Origin of the sequence: Seinonella peptonophila (genome assembly GCF_900129355.1) — a bacterium.
Taxonomy (GTDB): domain Bacteria; phylum Bacillota; class Bacilli; order Thermoactinomycetales; family Thermoactinomycetaceae; genus Seinonella; species Seinonella peptonophila.
This window is the reverse complement of sequence record NZ_FQVL01000006.1, coordinates 154,950-174,614: the sequence shown is the minus strand read 5'-3', so window position 1 is coordinate 174,614 and position 19,665 is coordinate 154,950. Positions and strand designations below refer to the sequence as shown.

Annotated in this window: 17 protein-coding genes; 14 read left to right on the top strand and 3 right to left on the bottom strand. The window is 42.4% G+C overall.

From position 1 onward, the window contains the following. Nucleotides 1-344 precede the first annotated feature (344 nt). The 3 genes from BUB71_RS11525 to BUB71_RS11515 are packed head-to-tail and all read left to right on the top strand — an operon-like array spanning nt 345 to nt 5,874. The gene (locus BUB71_RS11525; RefSeq protein ID WP_073154991.1) at nt 345-2,783 is read left to right on the top strand and encodes a hypothetical protein; all 2,439 of its coding nucleotides are present in this window, start codon (nt 345-347) and stop codon (nt 2,781-2,783) included. A gap of 15 nt (nt 2,784-2,798) precedes the next feature. Next, entirely contained in the window at nt 2,799-4,460 is a 1,662-nt protein-coding gene (locus BUB71_RS11520; protein ID WP_073154990.1) for an SWIM zinc finger family protein, read from the top strand. After that, a complete protein-coding gene (locus tag BUB71_RS11515) occupies nt 4,453-5,874 on the top strand; it encodes a reverse transcriptase family protein (protein WP_073154989.1) in 1,422 nt (473 codons plus the stop codon). The genes BUB71_RS11520 and BUB71_RS11515 overlap by 8 nt, the downstream gene beginning before the upstream one ends. Before the next feature lie 427 nt (nt 5,875-6,301). Here the strand turns inward: BUB71_RS11515 and BUB71_RS11510 are convergent, their stop codons facing one another. Both BUB71_RS11510 and BUB71_RS11505 read right to left on the bottom strand, forming a co-directional pair. Further along, nucleotides 6,302-7,828 carry a flotillin family protein gene (locus BUB71_RS11510; RefSeq protein WP_073154988.1) on the bottom strand — a complete coding sequence of 509 codons (1,527 nt, stop codon included), beginning with the start codon at nt 7,826-7,828 and terminating at the stop codon, nt 6,302-6,304. Nucleotides 7,829-8,296: 468 nt separating this feature from the next. Beyond that, nucleotides 8,297-8,749, bottom strand: a complete 453-nt coding sequence (locus BUB71_RS11505; RefSeq protein WP_073154987.1) for a DUF2269 family protein — start codon at nt 8,747-8,749, stop codon at nt 8,297-8,299. Between the two features lie 142 nt (nt 8,750-8,891). Between BUB71_RS11505 and acpS the strand changes: the two genes are divergently transcribed. From acpS to BUB71_RS11450, 11 genes are all read left to right on the top strand, one after another. Beyond that, on the top strand, nt 8,892-9,278 hold the full coding sequence (gene acpS, locus BUB71_RS11500) for a holo-ACP synthase (RefSeq protein WP_073154986.1): 387 nt from the start codon (nt 8,892-8,894) through the stop codon (nt 9,276-9,278). A gap of 37 nt (nt 9,279-9,315) precedes the next feature. Then, on the top strand, nt 9,316-10,839 hold the full coding sequence (locus BUB71_RS11495) for a bifunctional ADP-dependent NAD(P)H-hydrate dehydratase/NAD(P)H-hydrate epimerase (protein ID WP_073154985.1): 1,524 nt from the start codon (nt 9,316-9,318) through the stop codon (nt 10,837-10,839). A 29-nt stretch (nt 10,840-10,868) separates the two neighbouring features. Next, nucleotides 10,869-11,858, top strand: a complete 990-nt coding sequence (locus tag BUB71_RS11490; RefSeq protein WP_073154984.1) for an outer membrane lipoprotein-sorting protein — start codon at nt 10,869-10,871, stop codon at nt 11,856-11,858. 108 nt (nt 11,859-11,966) lie between these two features. After that, nucleotides 11,967-13,154 carry an alanine racemase gene (alr, locus tag BUB71_RS11485; RefSeq protein ID WP_073154983.1) on the top strand — a complete coding sequence of 396 codons (1,188 nt, stop codon included), beginning with the start codon at nt 11,967-11,969 and terminating at the stop codon, nt 13,152-13,154. A gap of 432 nt (nt 13,155-13,586) precedes the next feature. Continuing rightward, the gene (locus tag BUB71_RS11480) at nt 13,587-13,838 is read left to right on the top strand and encodes a CopG family ribbon-helix-helix protein (RefSeq protein WP_073155022.1); all 252 of its coding nucleotides are present in this window, start codon (nt 13,587-13,589) and stop codon (nt 13,836-13,838) included. Nucleotides 13,839-13,842: 4 nt separating this feature from the next. Then, entirely contained in the window at nt 13,843-14,193 is a 351-nt protein-coding gene (locus BUB71_RS11475; protein ID WP_073154982.1) for a type II toxin-antitoxin system PemK/MazF family toxin, read from the top strand. Nucleotides 14,194-14,400: 207 nt separating this feature from the next. Continuing rightward, on the top strand, nt 14,401-15,423 hold the full coding sequence (locus BUB71_RS11470) for a PP2C family protein-serine/threonine phosphatase (protein WP_073154981.1): 1,023 nt from the start codon (nt 14,401-14,403) through the stop codon (nt 15,421-15,423). A gap of 22 nt (nt 15,424-15,445) precedes the next feature. Next, nucleotides 15,446-15,784, top strand: a complete 339-nt coding sequence (locus tag BUB71_RS11465) for an STAS domain-containing protein (RefSeq protein ID WP_073154980.1) — start codon at nt 15,446-15,448, stop codon at nt 15,782-15,784. Next, the gene (rsbW, locus tag BUB71_RS11460; protein WP_073154979.1) at nt 15,781-16,275 is read left to right on the top strand and encodes an anti-sigma B factor RsbW; all 495 of its coding nucleotides are present in this window, start codon (nt 15,781-15,783) and stop codon (nt 16,273-16,275) included. Before BUB71_RS11465 ends, rsbW begins: the two co-directional genes overlap by 4 nt. After that, nucleotides 16,238-17,023, top strand: coding sequence for an RNA polymerase sigma factor SigB (sigB, locus tag BUB71_RS11455; protein WP_073154978.1), 786 nt, complete (start codon nt 16,238-16,240; stop codon nt 17,021-17,023). The genes rsbW and sigB overlap by 38 nt, the downstream gene beginning before the upstream one ends. A gap of 113 nt (nt 17,024-17,136) precedes the next feature. After that, nucleotides 17,137-19,278 (top strand): Tex family protein, encoded by a 2,142-nt coding sequence (locus tag BUB71_RS11450; RefSeq protein WP_073154977.1) that lies wholly within the window; start codon nt 17,137-17,139, stop codon nt 19,276-19,278. Nucleotides 19,279-19,286: 8 nt separating this feature from the next. On the opposite strand, the gene cmpA is transcribed toward BUB71_RS11450, so the two are convergent. Beyond that, nucleotides 19,287-19,394 (bottom strand): cortex morphogenetic protein CmpA, encoded by a 108-nt coding sequence (gene cmpA, locus BUB71_RS19115; RefSeq protein ID WP_139279073.1) that lies wholly within the window; start codon nt 19,392-19,394, stop codon nt 19,287-19,289. Nucleotides 19,395-19,665 lie beyond the last annotated feature (271 nt).

The following is a 19,665-nucleotide window of genomic DNA, read 5'->3' as shown; positions in this document are numbered from 1 at the left end:
CTTATATTTTCATTAAAATAAACCTTGACATTATTTATAGGGTATCTCATAATTTTTCATATACATAGAGATTTATCTAGCTGCTAATATACGGCGATACGCTGTGTTTGCCTTGACGTGAACAATTCGTCACCCGGCTCCGCGCTACTTTGGCAGGCCCAATCCACCTGGTACCCCCCTGGATTAGACCTGAGTAGGCGTGGCCGTCATATCCAGGGGGGTACCAGGTGGGGTCCTGTACAGTGGCGTAGCCAACTCAAGGATTTTTAGTAGATAAATTTCTGAAATGCCCGGTTCATTTACCGGGCATTTCTTGTATCCAGAGATCAAAGGGGAGAAGCCATATGCCAAAGTCATATGATGCTTGGTGGGAGCGAGAAGAGCCGTTTTCTCCGTTACCTGAGCATCTATTGAATTTGCTACATCAAGAAGACCCAAATTTTATTACTGAGCTAAAAGATTATGCCTTCTCATTATTGAATTGTTATGAGCCCAAAGTTCCCAATCCATCACGATCTTATTATGATTATCGCTATCTGCCGATCGATAAGAAAAAGGACTTTTCATGGATTTGGACGCTTTATGTAACGGATCATCCACTAGCAAGACAAGCCTTTCTAGAATTAACAGAAGCTCGCAATTTTAAAGAGTTAAGTGATCAATTTAAGGATAATCGGTTTCAAGTTTACAAAATCAATTGGATCTATAACCCATTCCGAGTCAGTTCTTATTCACATGCATGGGTACCCCATCATAACTACTATTATCGCTACATAAAAGGCATCTTTAAACTAACAGAGCGTCGTAAGGATCAACAAGTCTGGGCGATGCTTGCTCATCGATTTGATGCAGATGTAGGTAATATCTATCGTCATACATATAGTTCGAATACTCGTAATTACCTGCGCCGACGCGCTTGGCGTTTTCTTCGTGGATTGGGAGAAGAAAATTCACCAGAATATGTGAAATTCGCTACGGAGGTATTACTCTGCTATACCAATCAGGATAGTAAAGGGTATAGTTGGAACTATGGACAAAACTTTTCTCACCTCTGGTTGTATAACCATATCATCTACCATCATAGTAAACGCCATGTTTATAAAAATTTAAATTCTTCTTTCCAAATTGTGAGTGAAGAACCTACTGAAGAACGTGAAGAGGCTTTTCCACACTTATGGGATCAAGCACCTGAGCTATTATGGAAGTTAATCTGTGAAGCCCAAATACCCAATATTATCGAATTTGCGGCTCGTGCTCTTTTTCAAGGAAATCCAGGCTATATGGAACAGTTTGATAATCAAGTATTTGAAGAGCTGTTCCAAAGTCAGATACCAACGCGTGCTGCATTTGCAGCAAAAGTTCTATTACAGCGTAGCCCGTTGGTGTATGCAAAGGAGCTTAGCAAATTTATATTTTCTCAACATCGTGAAGTAAGGTATGAAGCGATTCGATTTTTACTCAGTCATCAATATGATTGGAGTCATGAGCGATGGAATCAAGTGTTGATGTTCCTGATTCAATCGCTTCAAGGTGCTAAAGACGTTTCTCATTCCTATAATCATTGGTTTTATGATGTTACCAATCTTTTGCATCAAGAGCTTTTTCCGATCCTCCTTAAATATTTGGATCGAGCTTTATTTGTACGGTTAGTATCCATAAATCATCCCCAGCTCGACCCATTAATCATGGAAGTTTTTTCAAAAATTGATCCGAGTAAGATCGCACTTACTGCTACAGATGTGATTCCCTTTCTCAGCTCACCAAATACAGAACTGGTGGAGCGTACTCGAAGGTTCATTGAGCATCATTTTACCAAGTTACAATTCGATGTCGATGCATTATTTGCACTGACGATGATCCCCGGAGAGGCACATCAAGTATTTCTGACGCAATTTTTAGCTGACCGGATTTTATGGACGGTGCCATTTCTAACTGAATACTTACAAAAGTGTTGGAAACATATGCTTGATTCAAATGTAGATGAATCGATCCGTCTTTATTTATTAGAAGATATTTTAGGAAGTCTCTTCTTCCATGAGTTAAAAGAGACATCATTAGATCGTATCCTACTGCTTCTTCATAGTGATCAAAGTGCTTTTCAAGAATTTGGGGCACGTTTGCTTGCTCTTACACAGCCTGATCCACAACAGCTTTCGTTTCAACAGCTTTTAGAGCTTGCCCATTGCCCTGTCTTTCTAGTGCGTGAAGAAGCAAGAAAGATGATCGAGCGTCGCACGGAAGGCTTGCTGGATGATTGGATTGTAAACCTCATTGAGACGGATTGGGATGATACCAGAGAATGGATGATGAAGCATCTGCAACAATTATCCGCGGTTCGCCCAGCATTAATCTATGGACTACTTGATACAGCACGTACTGATGTTCAGCAAATTGCGATGCAATTGGTTAGCAAGCATGACGCACATCTGGATCTAAAAGAACTCTTTACCCATGCAGCAGAGAGTCCTTATCTTGTCGTACAAGATTATGCTTTATCACTGGCAGAGCGTTTAGATTTGGATCAGATGCTATTAGAGAAGATGGAGTTATTTTTTAGAACAGTACTTTTACATGTGAATAAAGGAAGTCAACTCAAGCAGGGCGCTTTCAAGCTATTACTACAAATAGGTAAACAGGATCAAACCAAGGCTGAATGGGTGAGTCGGCTGCTAAGCGATGTGGCTCGAAATGGAGGGAAACGAGACTTTGAACGAATTTTGGTTGCCTTGACCCAATTACAGGAACGCTATCCAAATATCAATACACCCATCTTGATCGGATAATAGGAGTGAGCATCTATGCTGTTTGAACAGAAATATGGAAAGTCAAGCGGAATAAGTCATGCAGGTGGACAAACAACAGTCGACTTCGCTCCTGATCTCGGACGTGAACCTACTTTTTTCCAAGGACAGATTTTAGAACCTGTTCGATATCGAGAAGCGATGTGTGCGCTGCGTGATGTCGTTGTTTCTGATCTGAACTATAAGCCAAAAGATCACTCTGCTTATCAAGCTTGGGTGCAAGAACAATATATTATTGATTTGGCTGAGGTATTAGAAAAGCGCTCGGAGATTGGGAAACAGATGAAAGAGGTTCAGGAACAGTTGCGGGAGGTACAAGCAAGACAAGCACGTCGCAAAGGGGATTTTTATAAAGCGCAACGCAGATATTTTGATTATCTCTATCAAGTGGATAAGGCGGCTTGGTGGGTGCTTGATCCTGTGATCACCGTTGCACCTGATCAAGTTTTCTTTGAGGCTTTCTCCCTTGATGAATCATCTTATGGACGTTTAGCTGTTCATAATGAATTATTTGATGATGTAAAAGAGTTTCAATATGGAACGACCAATATTGATTTTTCAGACGCATTATATAATGAAATTCAACGGATTCGAAGTTATCGTAAAACAGAATTTAAGATTGATCCAACTGGTTTTGAAGTAGCAGCGGAGCATCGAGAAGTATATAAGGAGAAGAAAATTGATGTACCAACAAGCTGGATTCGCGGATTTCTACAAGTTCAATCCGCAATGAGCTTGCCAACCACTTCTTTTGATATTCAGCCGATTGATCTATATAACCTCTGTCGTTTTCTCCGCTTAAATCGGGAGAGAAGAAGTCCACGTTCACTGAAGTTTATTTTTGAACCAGGGCAGCCCGTTCGTGTCGTCATTCAGCCATGGGATGAAGTACTTGTTTTCCAGGAATCGATTTATGAAGGAAAAGAGAAGCGAGAAATTCGGACTTGGGGAAGAAGACGAATTTTACTTTTAGAACGTCTACTTCCATTGACAAAAAAAATAACGGTACATCTATTAGGTAATGGTATGCCTAGTTTTTATGTAGCTGACCTAGGATCACTTAGTTTTACCCTTGGGCTCTCCGGTTGGACACGTAATGATTGGGCAGGAGCGGGTAATTTTGATTTATTGGTCGGTACGGCGAAAGATGTATCAGCCCGCGAAAGTGCACGTGTTTTCGCCCAGTTAAAAAAGCATAAGTCATTATCTGTTGAACAATTAGCGATCTTTAGCAACTTATCTCTTTCAAAAGTACAAGCTGCACTCCGTCAACTGTGTAGCGCAGGTCGTGTGATGTTTGACTTAGAGGTGGAGCTTTATCGATTACGAGAGCTAACACGTGATCCTTTGCCAATGGAGGAATTAGCGTATACCAATCCACAGGAAGAGAAAGCAGAGGATTTGGTCACATCAAAGCAGGTTGAATTGATTCAAGTGCAAGCAAAACCAAATGGCAATACATTCCTAACAGGTCGCGGGGAGCATGAAAAACGACCCTTTACTCCTGAAGTTACTCTTGACATAGATGGTCGGATTGTTGAGGCAAGCTGTAATTGCTACTTTTATCGGCAGAATCGTTTGATGAAAGGGCCTTGTGAGCATATCTTGGCAACGATGTCACTTCATCGTCAACAATCAGGGGGGGATCGCGATGTCTGAGGAAACACAACCATTGACCAAAGAAGAATGGCGAGAACGGATTCAGCGAGAAGGTAAGGAAGAGACGATTAAGCAAGAAATGATTCGACTAGGCTTTTGGACAGATAAACCGCTCACTCCTGAAGAGATGGCATCCGTTGAGGCTGATGATCAAGCAGAAGCAGCTCTCAAGTCAGAATTAAATAAACTACGTTCAGAGAGTCGAAAGTGGTCAGATACAGATCAATTGATTAAAAAGGCTCGTCAGAAGCGGATTGAGGAAAGTAAACAACGGCGAGCAGAACGTAAAAAAGCACGAGCTATCGAACGCAAACAGCAAGAGGAAAGATGGGCTGAGTATCGCCAAAATCACTTGGTTCATTTGGGTAATGGTGTGTCAGGAGGTTTGGAACAGTCAACTACAAATCAAGAGAGGCTCAAGCAGTTAGATTTGCCCTTGATAGAGACGCCTCAACAGCTAGCGTCCGAGATGGGCATCACCTTAGGGCGACTCAAGTGGTTGACTTACCATCGCGATTTAGCTACGCTATCTCACTATTATCCTTTCACCATTCCAAAAAAGAATGGCGGAATTCGAGAAATCTCTGCTCCAAAAAAAGAGCTGCGCGCTGCACAGGCATGGGTGAAGCAATCTCTTTTGGATCAGCTATCAACACATCCCGCCGCTTATGGATTTGTGCAAGGAAGAAATACTGTTGATCATGCGAAACAACATTTGAATCAAGCCATTGTTGTAAAGATGGACTTAGCCGATTTTTTCCCAACGATAACTTTTTATCGTGTTCGCGGGTTGTTTGCTTCATTTGGCTATAGTCAACAAATGAGTACAGTGTTTGCATTACTCTGTACAGAGCCTCCACGCAAACGAGTTCGCTTTGATGGTACGTATTATTATGTCGCGATGGGTGAGCGCCAACTTCCACAAGGAGCTTCTACTAGCCCTGCGATTACCAATCTGATCTGTCAAAGGTTGGATCAACGTTTATCAGGACTTGCAGAAAAGGAGAACTTTATTTATTCTCGCTATGCCGATGATCTAACTTTTTCAACAAGTGATCAGCAGGATCGTAGAGTTGGAGCGTTGCTACAAACAGTTCGCCAAATCATTCATTTTGAGGGCTTCCAACCCAATGAAGCGAAAACGCGAATTCTAAGAAAATCACGACGTCAACGTGTGACAGGAATCGTTGTAAATGAAAAAGCAAATCTAAGTCGACAAGATCAAAGACGATTTCGTGCTATTTTACATAACGTAGGAAAGAACGGATTTGATATAGAGAATCGTGATCATCATGATGATTTCTTAGCATATTTACAAGGATATATCAGTTATGCTCATATGGTACGTCCTGACTTAGCCGAAACATGGCAAAACCAGTTAGACCGTGCGATTGCCGCACATCTTAAAGATTAACAAAGCTAAAAACCCCCTCGTTTTTTTGTGAGGGGGTTTAGCTTGTAGACATAGTCATGTGATCGGCTCGTGATCGAGGTTCACGGCGGCGCTCCGATCCGGGCTTACAAAGATGTGTTGCTGTGTCGCGTTCTGTCAGCTTTTGCGGCCGGGCAAAACTCGCCTCCTCCGGCGTCCGCCTGCGGAGACTCGAACAGTTTGCCCGAAGGGAAAAAGCCGCTACAGCTGCCATTCCGCTAAGTTGCGCCCGAAATGGAGCTTTGCCGATCTCCTCTACACTCGCTTGTTAGGTCTGTCTACACGCATGATCGGCTTATGATTGAGGTACACAGCGACACTCTGATAGATTTAAACAGTTCTTCAGCATTGCATTTGCAAGTATACAACCTGAGCAAGGATTTGCATTTAGGTTGTATAAGGTCTTCATTTATGATGATTTAGGTGGCTCAACTGTTTGTTCTTCTTGCACTTCTTCTGATTCATGCACAGGCTCAAGATTGATAGGCTCTGTTGATGCTGGTTTGCTTTGTTGAACTCCGCTTAATTGTTGAATGATCTGATTCAGATCAACGCCAGAGACTTGTTTCACCATCTCAGGTGCTTGTGCCATCAATTTTGTAACATAGTTGCTAATGCGTGTGGCCCCATCGCCTTCGCCACCAGAGGAGTCAACGACGGTAATTTGATCAATGCTGCTAATTGGACTCGCAATTTGTTTGGCTAGCTCAGGGAGCATCTTCGCAACTAAATCAAGTACTGCTGCCTGTCCATATTGTTCGAAGGCTTCAGCAAGTTTTTGCTTGGCTTCCGCTTCAGCAAGACCTTTGGCACGGATAATCTCAGCTTCAGCATGTCCGCGCGCTTGGTTCGCTTCAGCATCGGCAAGTCCTTGCGCTTTAATTGCTGCCGCTTCTGCTTTGGCTGCTGCTTCTCGAGCGAATCGAGCCGCTTCCGCTGATTGTTCCTGTGCATAACGTTCAGCATCTGCTTTTTTACGAACTTCAGCATCGTATTGTTTTTCACGACGTGTGATCTCTTTTTCTTCTAACTCAATCATTTTTTGTTTTCGAACCAATTCAATCTTCATTTCTTCATCGACAACCTGCTGTTTGTAACGATTTTCCTGAAGATGATAGGCCTGGTCAGCTTCCGCCTTTTTCATATCCTGTTCGATTTTAAATTCAGCGACACGAATCTCTTTTCCTTTGACAGCTTCGGCAATGTTTGTTTCAGCAATAAGCGTTGCCTTTGTTCCTTCTTCTTTCGCTTTAGAGGTTTGAATTTCAGTATCACGAACTGCATGCGCCTCAGCGATGTCAGCATCGCGTTTTACTTGGGCAATGCGGGGACGACCGAGTGCTTCCAAATAGCCATTTTTGTCATGAATATCTTTGATTGTAAAAGAAACAATTTGCAGCCCCATTTTTTTAAGATCGGTTGCAGCTACTTGTTGAACTTCATCTGCGAATCGTTCTCTGTTTTTATAAATATCTTCAACTGTCATGGTTCCAAGAATGGCACGTAGATGACCTTCCAGTACTTCACGCGCTTCATCACAGAGAATGTCAGTTGATTTTCCCATGAATTGCTCTGCTGCTGTTGCTACCTCTTCAATGGAACCACCGACTTTAAAGATGGCAACACCATCTACTAATACAGGCACTCCTTGTTCGGTATACACTTCAGGAGTTGAAACTTCCAATTTATGTGAAAGCAGACTTAAATGTTCTACTCTTTGAAAGATTGGGAGAATGAAACTACCTCCACCACGTATGATCTTGATCTTACGACCTGATTCATCGGCAAAAACATTTTTACGCCCTAAATAATTACCTGTGATAATCATTGCTTCATCGGCACCGACAGTACGATAGCGCATCCAAAACCAGATATAACCTACAATAAGTACGACTACAATTATCACAATCAAAGATGAGACAGAGAGAGTAAGCACGCAATAAAGTCCCCTTTCATGATAAAAATCTATGTTAATCGTAACATATTTTTGATTTACATAGGCATATTTACTTCGAATATATAGATTTTCAATAATTGATCCTTAGTGTTAAAATATATTTTGAATTGATTATGGACACAAGTGCCTACCGGCATCTGACTCCAGGAGGAAGTAATGCCCGGAAAGCCCAAGCCTGGCGGCAGTACTGGCCCGGGAAGTGGACACGGTCCCCGTCCCCAGAAGCCGATCCAGCCGCCTCCGCCGAAGAAGGGCTCATAGAGTCAACCGGGTGTTTCAAGTAAAGCATCTCGTTTAGAGAATGCTTTAGGGGTCATTGAACCTCAGCGACCGTGATATCCTCACGGTCGACTGGTTATTATTAACCCAATATTCAGATAATAGGTAAAAAAGCGCCTCAAAAGCGCTTTTTCGATATGACCAATGTTGAACAAGAACTGGCTCAGATTAAAATTTCATCGTGACAAAGAAAATTAAGATAAGCATACATAGAACCGTAATATTTAACACCATGATGTATTTGCCCAAAATCTTCTTCCCTGCTTCAGCAGTGATATTTTCTCCTTGTAATGCTTTTACAAGACGACGTCCATAAAAGAGAATGAGCAGAATAAAAGCAATGACAACAAGACTGCCAAAACGCTCCTTGACTAGCATCCACAGCGCCTTTTCACCAGCGCCCCCTTTGACTAGCATATAAATGCCTGTGATCAAAGCAAGTACAGATGTAGGAATGATCATTGTTACATTCCAGCGTTGTGTTTTTTGAATCGCTTGATTCATTGTTGCCAGTTCAGCGCTGCGAGACGCATCTCTTAAAAACATAGCCATCATTGTGATACAGCCAAACCAAGTCGCTACAGAAAATACATGAATAAAAAGTGCAATTCGTATATCCAAAACAGTACCCTCCTAGGTGTTTTCAGATCGCTTCGTACAAATGAAGCTGAGCAAACCGCTCTTCAATTGAATTTACTTATCCTTTACTATATCATTTTTTATCAGAGCAACTTGGGAGAATTTCGTGAACAGGAGCGGGTAAATGATATATGGTATTGGTACTGATTTGGTTGAGTTGAAGCGATTTCAATCGATTGATTTACAGCGTTTTGCTTTGCGTATCTGTACGAAAGAGGAAATTGAACGATTGCCGCATCATCCCACTCGTTTTCTTGAATCATTAGCAGGGAGATTTGCTGCGAAAGAGGCGTTTTCAAAAGCCTGTGGCACTGGAATTGGAGCAAAGCTGGGCTGGCTCGACATAGAGATTCTACCAAATCAAGATGGGAAACCAGTATTACAAATTGCCAAACAAGCAAAAATGCGCCTATTTCCTGGAAAAGAAGTACACGCACATGTAAGTATCACTCATACTGAAAGTTATGCAATGGCGATGGTTGTCTTAGAAGAGATTCATAACCATTCATAAATGGACATAGATATATAACACGGTTAGGAGGGTCATTGTGTATCTTTGTACAACAGAAGAGATGCGAGAGCTTGACCGCTATACAATTGAAACAATTGGTATACCTGGGACAGTATTGATGGAACGAGCAGGTTTAGCTGTGACGCAAGCGATTCTATCCCGCTTTCCACTTCCAAAACGTGCCATCGTATTGATTGGAACAGGAAATAATGGCGGCGATGGCTGGGTGATTGCACGTCATCTGTGCCAAAGTGGATGGGAAGTGAAGGCTTGGCTACTTGGAGATCCTAGTAAGTTACCAGCTGACGCACGTTGCTTTTATGATGCATATCGTCATTTTGGAAGTGTTTCTGTTTTATCGGCTCAAGGGATGGATGGATTAGAAAGCGATTTGGAAGACACAGAAGTGATTGTAGATGCCCTTTTAGGAACAGGAGCAAAGGACGGGCTGCGCTTTCCGATTGATCAAGTTGTACAAAAGGTAAATCAATGTCATCGAGCGTGGACGATAGCTGTTGACCTTCCCACAGGTGTAAATGCTGATACAGGAAAAGTGATGGATCAGGCAATTTATGCTGATTATACGGTGACTTTTGCCTATCCCAAGTGGGCTTTTTATCTGTATCCAGGTGCTGATTATGTAGGCGATTGGGATGTCGTAGAGATTGGTACAGTATTGCCTGTTACGCCAAAGGTGCAAGTGAATCGACCCTCACTATGGGACAAAGCACTTTGTCATCGTTCCCCATGGTCACATAAAGGGAGATTTGGACATCTATTGGTGATCGGGGGAGCAGATGGCATGCTGGGGGCAGTGCGGATGGCTGGTGCGGCCGCTTATCGGTGTGGAACGGGTAAAGTAACACTTACTGTTCCACAGGGAAATGAGCAGAGTTTAAAAGGTGCTGTCATGCAGGAGATGGTCTGGTCATGGTCTGGAGACGATTATTTTGCTGATGAGAGCAGTTTGTCTTATCGATTACGGAGTGAGCAATTTTCAGCGGTTGTGATTGGACCAGGCTTAGGGCGATTTCCAGGTGAAGAGAAATGGCTAGGTCATTTGCTTGAGCAGATTGAACATCCTGTTATTCTCGATGCAGATGCAATCAACATTTTAGCTGATCACCCTCATTTATTAGATTTGAAAATAGCTGCCCCCTTGATTTGTACCCCGCATCCAGGTGAAATGGCTCGATTGTTGCGAACGACGACTCAGGATGTTGAACAGCGAAGAAATGAAGTCGCACGAGAATATGCGATGTCAACAGGAATGGTTGTTGTACTCAAGGGTCGCTTTACGATCATTGCATTTCCTGATGGTCGACAAGTTGTCAATCCAAGTGGTCATCCAGCGCTAGCAAAAGCGGGTTCAGGAGATGTGTTGACAGGGATGATTGGTGCTTGGCTAGCGCAAGGTGTCTCAATTGAAGAAGCTGTTTTGATGGCGGTCTATCTGCATGGTAAGGCAGGCGAACACAGCGTCACTTCTGCTGAACAGAGTGTTTCCGTAGATGAGATTCTAGCGGCCCTGGGTCCTGTGATTCAGCAATATTCATTCTAACCGATAAGCTAGGAAGGGATGGAAAGTGGATGCGTCGGTTTTCTATTATGCTGTTACTCTGTTTCGCTCTTTTGCTGACGGGATGTGGGCAGAAGAGCGAGCAAGAGGTTCTTCAGGACTTAGCAGAGCGAAAACAGGAGATGAATACCTATCAGAGTCGAGGTAAGATGGTGATTCAAACAGGAAAAGAGCCGATTACGTATGATGTAGAAGTATGGTATAAAAAGCCTTACTTTTACCGAGTAGCCGTCAAAAATGTCCAAAAAGATATTACGCAAGTATTGTTACGAAATCATGATGGTGTTTATGTTCTTACTCCTCACTTAAAAAAGAGTTTTCGGTTTCAAAGCAATTGGCCTGAAAGTGATGGTCAGGTTTACCTCTATCAGACACTGATCAAAAGTATTCTTCGAGATAAGAGTCGGAAATTTCGGACATCCAAGCATGATTATCAATTTGATGTATCTGTCGCCTTACCGCAGCATCCATCTCGTTCGAAACAACGGATTTGGTTGGACCATGATTTAAACCCAAAACGGGTGCAAGTGTTGAATGATGAACATCAAGTTATGATCGAAGTTACATTTCAACAATTTCAAAATCGAACTTCCTTCGATGTTGACTCTTTTGATATGAAACGAAATATGCAGCAGATTGGAACAGAAGGTGATCCAAAATCAGCCGCTGATGCCGTTGCTCCCGCTTATCTGCCTGCTGGGAGTCGTCTTGAGAGCGAAAGATCACTATCAAGCTTGAATGGACCTTTGACAGTCATGCGTTATCAGGGCAAGCATCCTTTTGCGATTACTGTGAGGCGTACGGATACTCTCCACCAAGAAATAGCTGGGAATGCGGTTCCTATTAATTTGCAACAAGCATTGGGAGTTCTAACAACAAAAGGGAAAGAACGGTCGCTGTCCTGGATTTATCAAGGGAATGAATATGAGCTTCTTGGTAAATTATCTGCGGCAGAAATGGTAAAAATAGCAAATACAACTTTTCAAGAGCCAACTAAGTAACCAACTCTTTACCCGACCCAACGTTTTGTTGTAAAGTGGTTCTATGAGACATCTCTTTTGGAAGAGATGAGTTTTTATTCTATTAACATAGAACCTAGGAATGAGAAAATGAATCGATTTTACGCCAGAGATACTGTGATCGAGGTCGATCTCGATGCGATTGCCCATAATGTAAAAGAATTTAAGCGTCATATTGGACCAGAAATACAAGTAATGGCAGTAGTCAAAGCAAATGCATATGGGCATGGTGCTGTCTATGTAGCACGTGAGGCTCTAGCAGCTGGAGCCACCTATTTAGGTGTATCCTTTGTAGATGAGGCAATTGAATTGCGGGAGGCAGGCATTACAGCTCCAATTCTTGTGTTGAGCTTTACACCTCCAGAGGCGTATTCACTCGCGATTCAACACAGGCTTGCTTTGACAATCTATGAAAAAGAGTTGCTTGCGCCACTACAAGCGGCTGCATTAGCAGCTGATCAGAAAGTGAAGGTTCACATAAAAGTGGACACAGGTATGGGCAGGATCGGTTTGCAACCAGAAGAGGTTCCTGATTTTCTCCATCAGGTGCAAAGCGAGTCGCAAATCGAAGTCGAAGGTCTGTATATGCATTATTCATCTGCTGATGAGGCAGATAAATCATATACACAGAGGCAACTTCGATCCTTTCAGGCGGTGTTGAAGGAGGTTGGTGATTCTTTCCCTTTGATTCATTCAGCGAATAGTGCTGCAGCCATTGAATTGCCTGACCAGCTTCATCAGATGATTCGTTTAGGGATTAGCTTATATGGCTACTATCCTTCTGTTGAAGTGAATCACCAAGCTGTATCATTACGACCTGCATTAACATTAAAGTCAAAGGTGATTCAGTGCAAGCAGCCACCTGAAGGTACTGGGATCAGTTATGGGAAAACATTTATTACTTCGGGTAAAGAGATCATTGCAACAGTTCCTGTTGGCTACGCTGATGGTTATAATCGACTACTCTCAAATAGTGGAGTAGCACTGATCCGCGGCCAACGCGTTCCAATTGTAGGTCGGGTTTGTATGGATCATTTGATGCTCGATGTCACTTCGATCGGTCCGATTGAGATTGGTGAAGAAGTAGTCCTATATGGACGACAAGGGCAGGAGACGATCCATATTGATGAGATTGCACGACAATTAGAAACGATTGATCATGAGATCACTTGCGCATTAAACCATCGTGTGCCACGTCAATATTTTCGAAATGGACAATTGATTGCAATACTAAATCGGTTGCGCAAAGAGAGAATCAAAATATATTCAAACAATTGACAACAAAAGTTGTTGAAAAAAGTAGAAGGAATTTTATTCTGCTGCGCGAATAAGTTTTATCATACTAGCGCACGAGTAAGCGCTTATGATTTTATAGGAAATTACCTAAGTGTACTCCTTTACATGTGGTGAGGTTGGATGATCATCTGCCTTATTTTATTCGCCTATATGGTGGAAGCCACGCGGAGTAGAGAGCCATACCTTATTTTCACCGCAGAGACTGCGGGTAGAGCCTGCTTGTAACGGTCGATAGACTGTTGATTGCAGGAATCTACCACCTTAAAAATGGTGGTAGTTGTTTCAGTTCTTATCTACAATCTCATGATTGTATATTTTTGCAATGCGATTAACATAATGTTAGTATTGTAAAGGAATTGCTACGGTGATGAATGGTTGGGGGTGTACGTCAAGTTGCCAAGTACAAAAAGGATCATGATTAGCCTTCCGAACAATCTGTTACAAGAAGTGGACGGTATCGTTCAAAAAGATAATTCCAATCGGAGCGAATTTATTCGACAGGCAATGAAGTTATATCTACGCGAACGAAAAAGTCGTTTGATTCGCGAAATGATGAAACGAGGATATATGGAGATGGCTCGGATCAATTTAAATATGGCTTCGGAAGCGTTTGATGCGGAAGAAGAGGCAGATGATACCCTGGATCGATTGGTCAGCGGGGTGTAACTAATTGATAGTAAAGCGTGGCGATGTTTATTTTGCTGATCTATCCCCTGTGGTCGGCTCGGAACAGGGTGGGGTGCGACCAGTCCTCGTTATACAGAACGACATTGGTAATCGATTTAGCCCCACAGTTATCGTCGCCGCGATTACGGCCCAGATCCAAAAGGCTAAATTGCCGACACACGTTGAAATCGATGCAAAAGCTTATGGATTTGATCGAGACTCTGTCATTCTCTTGGAACAGATTCGAACCATTGATAAACAAAGACTCACCGATAAAATTACTCATCTAGATCATGACATGATGAACAGAGTCAATGAAGCCTTGCAAATTAGCTTGGGTTTAATCAATTTCTAAACAAAAACTCATCCACTATGATTGTTATGGTGGTTGGGTTTTTGTTTTTTTGATAGAATAGATAATCAAACGTAGTTATATAAATACTAACAAATCTAATAATTTATCGGTCGATGATCGATCGAAATCCCTCACAGTTATTTAATCGATTCACCGATATTACCACGTAAATCTGTTGGTATATGCCGAACTCAAGGGGATTTTATTATGGATATCGATTTACAAAAACAATATGAGAGACTGCTTACAGCATATATAGAAGATCAGCGTGAGGACTATTTATATGGTGCTCAACAGCTATCAAAATGGATTATGGAACAACGCATTCCACCCGAAGAGATCGTCAATCTTCACTATCGATTTATCAAAACCTTATTGCCTGATCTACCAGAATCAGTCAAAAATTCCTTTGACATATTAATTGAGATGATGATTGGCTATGGGGTTGCTTATCAAGAGACAGAGAAATTGGCGACACGTCATCGAGAGTTAGAATATGAAATTGAAGTTGCTGTAGGCATGCAGCAAACCTTATTGCCCGAGGGGCCTCCTACTCTTGATGGTGTGGATATTGGCGTGCTATCTGTAGCTGCCAAACGGATGAGTGGAGACTACTATAATTTTGTTGATCATGGCAAGCATCATCTAGGGGTTGCGATCTCAGATATCATTGGAAAAGGAATCCCTGCTGCTCTATGCATGTCGATGATTAAGTATGCGATGGATCGTTTAGATGACCAGCCGCTCTCTCCTTCGGAAATTTTAAAGGATTTGAATACTGTAGTGGAACGAAATGTCGATCCAAGCATGTTTATCACGATGGTATATGGGGTATATGACTCGTTGAATCATCGATTCCGCTATGCAACGGCTGGTCATGAGCCCGGATTTTTCTATCAAGCTAGTAATGATCAGTTTACAGATATGGAAACACAAGGTTTGGTTCTTGGGGTTAATCGTGACGTGGATTATCCAGAGTATACGCTTTCATTGGAGGAGAATGATGCCATTATTCTGTTTTCAGATGGGATGACAGAGTGTAGGATCGGAGGGGAATTTTTAACACGAGAGAATCTTCAAGAGATCATTCACCAATATCTCCATCTACCAGCAATGGAGGCTGTTAATCAAATCTATCATAAACTATTCGAATTGGCGGATTATAAGATTGCGGATGACCAGACGATTTTGATTATAAAACGAACTGAATCGAGCAGTGGAGCAGAGTAGAGATCGGAGGTACTAGTAAAAAATGAATTTATCGATTACAACCAGTATAGATGCGAAAGAAAGAGTAACCATCAAAGTTGCTGGGGAGGTAGATGTATTTACCGCACCCGAACTGCGAAAAAAGTTGCTTCCTCTCTGTCAAGATAGTGGAACGATTGTGGTTGATCTTTCTGATGTTGGTTATATTGATAGTACAGGACTTGGTGTATTTATCGGTGCATATAAGATTCAACAGAACTCAAACCAAGGCGGATTGATTCTCACCGGAGTCAACCAACGTTTACGACGCCTTTTTCGAATCACTGGACTACAAGATATCATTGAAATCGAAGAAAAAGCGCAAGGGGATGGCGAATCATGAATGATCAACCAATCGACTTGGTGAGCATAACAATCCCAGCAAAGCCCGATTATGTAGGGATCGCGCGTTTAACCGTTTCGGGGATTGGTACCCGAATGGGATTTTCCTATGATGATATAGAGGATATCAAATTGGCAGTATCCGAAGCATGCACCAATGTTGTTGATCATGCGTATATGGATGGAATGGGGGAGATTGATCTTAGCTATTCAATCTATCCAAACAGACTTGTCATTGATGTAGTAGATCGAGGAAATAGCTTTAATGTAGAAGAAGTGATGGCTCGTACTGGGCCTATTAGCGTCGAACCGACCATGAACACGGTTCGTGAGAGAGGTTTAGGCATATACCTAATGCAGACTTTGATGGATCAAGTGGATATCAAAGGTGATATGATTGATGGTGTAATGGTAACGATGATCAAGTACATCCAAAAGGACGAGGTGGAGTCACATGTTGAATCGTCCAAACCCTACTCTGCTAGCCAGTGAGGATATCTATCAGATTATCAAACGTTATCAGGAGGATGGCGATCCAGAGGCACAAGAGCTTCTGGTTAATCATTTTCGCGATCTGGTAGAGACATTGGCCTTTAAGTTTGCCCGTGGCTCTGAACCTCATGAAGACTTAATCCAAGTGGGGATGATTGGTCTTTTAGCCTCTATGAAAAGATATGATCCAGACCTGGGGAAAAACTTTGAAGGATTTGCTGTTCCAACAATCGTAGGTGAGATCAAGCGTCATATCCGCGATAAGACTTGGAGTGTACATGTCCCTCGTCGAATTAAAGAGCTGGGGCCACGAATTAAAAATGCTGTGGAAGAACTGACGACAGATTTACAAAGGTCACCTCAGGTAGATGAAATTGCCCGCTATCTGGAAGTTACTGTTGAAGAGGTTCTAGAGACGATGGAGATGGGACGCAGCTATAATGCGGTCTCAGTCGATAGCCCCATCGAGGCAAACAACGATGGAAGTCAAGTTACCCTCTTGGATCTAATCGGTTCCGAGGATCATGGTTTTGATCAAATTGATCGTAAACTGCTTTTGGAAAAAGCATTTCACGTGTTAACCGAGCGAGAGATGGAGATTTTGAAGCTGACTTTCTTCGATAACCTCAGTCAAAAGCAGACTGGAGAGAAGTTGGGAATTTCTCAAATGCATGTTTCACGTCTACAACGACGAGCATTGCAAAAGTTGCGACAAGCCATTCATGTAGAGCCTTCAGAGTGCATCTGATAGGGTGATCTGCTTTACTCGGTTGACGAAAACAATCTGATTTCCCGCTCTTAGTTGTAAGTGGGTTGCCAAATGGCGACCCTTTTTATATGTGAAGAAGAAGGGGTAGAAAAATGGAAGAACAATTGATGTTACGCATGATTGCAGAAGAATTAAAATTAAGAACACCACAAGTGACAGCAGCAGTCCATCTCCTTACAGAAGGAAATACCATCCCTTTTATCGCGCGTTATCGTAAGGAACAAACAGGAGAGCTTGATGAGGAGCAGTTACGGCAAATCGAAGAGCGTTATCAATATCTGACGCAACTCAACAAGCGGCGTGAGGAAATTATCCGCCTGATTGATGAACAAGGGAAATTAACGGACGAGCTCCGTCAGTCGATTGACCAGGCCGTAAAATTGCAGGAATTAGAGGATTTATATCTCCCATACCGTCCCAAGAGAAAAACGCGGGCATCTAAGGCTAGAGAGAAAGGGTTAGAGCCATTAGCTCGTATTTTGCAAGCGGAGCAGGATGAAACGAAGATCACGATTGCAGCAGAAGGGTATATAGATGAAGAACTTGAAGTACACACTGCTGTAGAAGCATTGCAAGGCGCAATGGATATTTTGGCTGAAGAATTGGCAGAAAATGCAGAGATTCGAAAATGGTTGCGTCAATACGTGTGGGAACAAGGACAGCTTGTCTCAGTAGCAAAAGACCCAGAAGTGAGCTCGGTCTATGAGATGTACTATGATTATCATGAACCCGTTCGGAAAATGCCATCACACCGTGTCTTAGCTGTACAACGCGGTGAACGAGAAGAGATTCTGCGAGTGAAAATCTCTGTGCCAGAAGAATTGATCTTCAAAAAACTTTTGGCTACTTTTTCAGGTATCAGCCATACATATATCAACCAAGTTGTCCAAGACTCTTATAAACGCCTCTTAGCTCCAGCTATCGAGCGGGAGATTCGCAATCAAATGTTAGAGCATGCAGAGGAACAGGCGATCCATATCTTTGCTGAAAATTTGCGCCATCTACTGTTACAACCTCCTTTAGCTGGTAGAACAGTGTTAGGTGTTGACCCTGCATTTCGAACAGGCTGTAAACTAGCTGTTGTGGATGAAACCGGCAAATTGCTTACGGTTGATGTAATCTATCCTACCACTTCAAAAGGAAAAGTAGAGGAAGCGAAACAAAAATTAAACCAATTTTACCAACAATACCCCATTGACTTGATTGTCATTGGAAATGGGACAGCATCTCGCGAAACAGAGATGTTTATAGCAGAGTGGTTGCAAGAAATAGATCGGGAGATCTATTATCTGATCGTGAACGAGGCTGGAGCAAGTGTCTATTCTGCTTCTAAACTAGCAAAAGAAGAGTTTCCTACGCTTGATGTAGCAGAAAGAAGTGCGATCTCCATTGCCAGACGTGTACAGGACCCTTTAGCAGAGTTAGTAAAGATCGATCCCAAGTCAGTAGGAGTCGGACAGTACCAACATGATGTTTCCCAAAAGCGATTAAGTGAAAGCCTGGGATTTGTCGTTGAATCAGCCGTAAACTATGTGGGAGTTGATGTGAATACAGCGTCGAGCGCACTGTTGCAGTACGTATCAGGGATCAGTAAATCGGTTGCAAATAATATTGTTCTTCAACGAGAAGAAAAAGGGCGCTTTCAGTCACGTCATGAACTAAAAAATATTCCACGGCTTGGTGCGAAAACATATGAGCAATGTATTGGTTTTCTGCGAATTAATAGCGGTGACAACCCGTTAGATCGAACGGCGATCCATCCAGAGTCATATCCACTCGCAGAACAATTATTATCAACCCTTCAACTATCGATGGAACAAATAGGCACAAATGACTGGTATGAGAAACTGAGAAATGCCGATGTGGAACAGCTCGCAGAGCAATTAAATTGTGGGCTTCCAACACTGCGAGATATGATCGACGCATTACGTCGTCCAGGTCGAGATCCTCGGGAGGATTTACCAGCTCCCTTGTTACGTTCTGATGTATTAAAATTAGAAGATCTAAAGGTAGGGATGGAGTTAAAAGGTACAGTGCGCAATGTTGTTGACTTTGGTGCCTTTGTCGATATCGGCTTGAAAAATGATGGTCTCGTACATCTTTCTAAGATGAGTGATAGGTTTATTCGACATCCGATGGAAGTGGTTACCGTTGGTGACATTGTAACCGTATGGGTACTGAGCGTTGATGAGCAACGAGGACGTGTCTCTTTAAGTATGCTGCCGGTTCACTAGGATTGTGTCTACTGTTTTTGACGATAAGAGAACCAACATTCATTTAAGAGACGAATTTGCCGGCGATTCTTGTTCAAAAAAGCACTTTTTAATTGTTTCATCAGCCATTTTGGCACAGGGATCGCCTCCTTTTGCTTTATTACCATTAATTTATGATTGCTGTATAAAAATGTGTACTTCGCAAATTGTATATTTATCTGGAATATGCAGAATCATGGTTACCACACCGTATGATTGAAATAATCGATGCCGCAGATTCTGACTGTAAAGATGTTTTAAAACAACGTGTCTGCTCACTAGGGCAGTATCAATTCAGCTCTTAGGAGGATGCAAACGCTGATGGGTCACTAAATTTTCCAACATAAGGTTTTTCTTTGGTCTGAAAGC

Bases quoted from the DNA above. Each gene is read 5' to 3' on its own strand.
- BUB71_RS11525 (WP_073154991.1), top strand. From the start codon at position 345: ATGCCAAAGTCATATGATGCTTGGTGGGAGCGAGAAGAGCCGTTTTCT.
- BUB71_RS11520 (WP_073154990.1), top strand. From the start codon at position 2,799: ATGCTGTTTGAACAGAAATATGGAAAGTCAAGCGGAATAAGTCATGCA.
- BUB71_RS11515 (WP_073154989.1), top strand. From the start codon at position 4,453: ATGTCTGAGGAAACACAACCATTGACCAAAGAAGAATGGCGAGAACGG.
- acpS (WP_073154986.1), top strand. From the start codon at position 8,892: ATGATATATGGTATTGGTACTGATTTGGTTGAGTTGAAGCGATTTCAA.
- BUB71_RS11490 (WP_073154984.1), top strand. From the start codon at position 10,869: ATGCGTCGGTTTTCTATTATGCTGTTACTCTGTTTCGCTCTTTTGCTG.
- alr (WP_073154983.1), top strand. From the start codon at position 11,967: ATGAATCGATTTTACGCCAGAGATACTGTGATCGAGGTCGATCTCGAT.
- BUB71_RS11480 (WP_073155022.1), top strand. From the start codon at position 13,587: ATGATTAGCCTTCCGAACAATCTGTTACAAGAAGTGGACGGTATCGTT.
- BUB71_RS11470 (WP_073154981.1), top strand. From the start codon at position 14,401: ATGGATATCGATTTACAAAAACAATATGAGAGACTGCTTACAGCATAT.
- BUB71_RS11465 (WP_073154980.1), top strand. From the start codon at position 15,446: ATGAATTTATCGATTACAACCAGTATAGATGCGAAAGAAAGAGTAACC.
- rsbW (WP_073154979.1), top strand. From the start codon at position 15,781: ATGAATGATCAACCAATCGACTTGGTGAGCATAACAATCCCAGCAAAG.
- sigB (WP_073154978.1), top strand. From the start codon at position 16,238: ATGTTGAATCGTCCAAACCCTACTCTGCTAGCCAGTGAGGATATCTAT.
- BUB71_RS11450 (WP_073154977.1), top strand. From the start codon at position 17,137: ATGGAAGAACAATTGATGTTACGCATGATTGCAGAAGAATTAAAATTA.